4 protein-coding genes are annotated in these 2,260 nt (G+C 69.4%); all 4 read right to left on the minus strand.

Annotated elements, in window-relative coordinates; genetic code table 11:
* On the minus strand, window positions 1-308 hold a 308-nt coding region (locus D477_RS14985), incomplete at its 3' end, for a heavy-metal-associated domain-containing protein (protein ID WP_005271077.1).
* Between the two features lie 33 nt (window positions 309-341).
* The gene (locus D477_RS14990; protein ID WP_005271080.1) at window positions 342-569 is read right to left on the minus strand and encodes a heavy-metal-associated domain-containing protein; all 228 of its coding nucleotides are present in this window, start codon (window positions 567-569) and stop codon (window positions 342-344) included.
* A gap of 32 nt (window positions 570-601) precedes the next feature.
* On the minus strand, window positions 602-976 hold the full coding sequence (locus tag D477_RS14995) for a metal-sensitive transcriptional regulator (RefSeq protein WP_005271083.1): 375 nt from the start codon (window positions 974-976) through the stop codon (window positions 602-604).
* 170 nt (window positions 977-1,146) lie between these two features.
* Window positions 1,147-2,260 (minus strand): MFS transporter (locus D477_RS15000; protein WP_005271085.1); only part of this gene is annotated, 1,114 nt, incomplete at its 5' end.

Genomic DNA, 2,260 nt, shown 5'->3' on the forward strand with positions numbered 1-2,260 from the left:
GGACCGGCGTCGTTATGGCCCTGGTGGCCCGGCGCGGCCGGCTGCGCCCCCGGACCCGCCTTGACCCGCGCCCGGTAGCCGGTCGCGTTGACCGTGTCGACCAGCTGTTGGTCCGTCACGCCCTCGGGCACGGTCACCTGGGCCGATTCCAGCGGCAGGTTCACGCTCGCCTGGACGCCGTCGATCTTGCCGAGCTTGCGCTCCACGCGGTTCACGCAGGACGCGCAGGTCATCCCCTCGATCTCCAGCTCGACCAAACGGGTGGGCGCCGCCTCGGCAGCGTCGGAGACCCCGGTGCCGTGGGCCATCGTCACATCATCCCTTCGAAAATCCCGCGTTGCCTACGCGTCCTCGGCGACCACGAGGTAGCCGGCCTCGGCCACCGCCTCGCCGATCTGCTCCGGGTCCAGCTCGCCCTCGGACTGCACGGTGGCGGTGGAAATGCCGCCCTTGTTCAGTTCCACGGCGACGTCCTGCACGCCGTCGATCGCGCTCAGTTCCTCGGTGACTGCCGCGACGCAGTGGCCGCAGGTCATGCCGTCGATGCTGACTTTGGTAATGGTGCTCATGGTGTTCTCCTTGGGGGAATGGTGGGGGTGGCTCAGCGCAGCAGCCGGCCGATGGCGTCCGTGGCTTCCTTGACCTTGTCCTGCACGATGGCGGGATCGTCGGCGGCCTCGGATTCCTTCGCCGCGTCGACCACGCAGTGCGCGATGTGGTCCTCGAGCAAACCGATGCTGACTGCGTGCAGCGCCTTATTGATCGCCGCGACCTGGGTCAGGATGTCGATGCAGTACTTGTCCTCGTCGACCATGCGCGCGATGCCGCGGACCTGGCCTTCAATGCGCTTCAGCCGGCGCAGGTAGGCGGCCTTGTCCGTGGTGTAGGCGTGGCCCACGTGGGGGTCGACGGCGGACGCCTCCAAAGGCGCGGCGGTGCCGGTTTCGCTAACGACGGCGGTTGGTTCGGCGGCCATGTGGCCCTCCTTTCGTGGTGCTCACTATCGAAACTATACCCCTAAGGGGTATCACGCAAGGGGAAGTGGGACGCTTCACTAACACGGCAGGGCAAAGCCAGCGAACGCAGAGCGGCCCCGGCTCCATCTGCGGTGGAGCCGGGGCCGCATCGCGAAGCGGGCGACGTCCGCTACCCGCGACGCAGGGTGCGGAAGGCCAGCCAGGCCGCCGCCAGCATCAGCACGGCGGCAATTCCGGCCGTGACGGACACCCCGCTGTCGAAAGCGTGGAAAGCCGAGGCCAGCAGGGCGTCCGCGGTGCGCGAGGGCAGCTCCGCGGCGGTGTTGATGGCCCCGCCCAAGGTCTCGCCGGCTGCCGCAATCTGCTCGGGGGAGAGTCCGGCCGGCAGTTCAACGCTGTTCCGGTAGGAGGCCACCAGAATGCTGCCCAGCAGGGCCGTGCCGAACACCGATCCGACCTCGTAGGCGGTTTCGGAAACCGCCGACGCGGCACCGGCCTTCGCCGCTGGCACGCTCGAGAGGATCAGGTCGTTCGAGAGCGTCTCGGACGCGCCCACGCCGGCGCCCAGCACTGCGAACGCGAGCATCAGCCAGCCGGCCGAGCCGTCCGCCGAGGAGGCGACCATCCAGTAGGCCGTCGCGGAGAGCAGCAGCGCGACGGACACCACCAGATGCGGCTGGATCCGCCGGACCAGCGGCACGGCGAGCAATCCGGCAATGGTCGTCACTGCCAGGCCCGGCAGCAGCACCAGTCCGGCCTGCAGCGGGCTCAGGCCGAGCACCAGCTGCAGATGCTGCGAGACGAAGTAGAGGAAGCCCACCAGCGAGAAGATGGCCAGCAGGTTGACCAGCACCGCCCCGGTGAACGGCCGCACCGCGAACAGCCGGACGTCCAGCATGGGGTTGCTGCGGGACAGCTGCCGCCGCGTGAACAGCCAGCCGGCGGCAATTCCGACGGCGGCGCCCGCCACGGTGCTAAGCCAGGCGCCGTCGTTGGCCAGGTTTTTGATCGCGTAGACCACGGGCAGCATCGTCGCGATCGACAGCACGATGCTGGCGATGTCGACGGCGCCGGGCGACGGATCCCGGGATTCCGGCACGCAGAGCGGAGTCAGGGCCAGCATGAGCACGAGCACCGGCACGGCGAGCAGGAAGACCGAGCCCCAGTGGAAGTGCTCCAGCAGCACGCCGCCGAGCAGCGGCCCCAGGGCGGCGCCGGCGGAGAACCCGGCCGCCCAGACCGCGATCGCCAGCCGGCGCTGGGTGCGGTCGACGAAGATGTTG

Source organism: Arthrobacter crystallopoietes BAB-32, from assembly GCF_000328305.2.
GTDB classification, from domain to species: Bacteria; Actinomycetota; Actinomycetes; order Actinomycetales; family Micrococcaceae; genus Crystallibacter; species Crystallibacter crystallopoietes_A.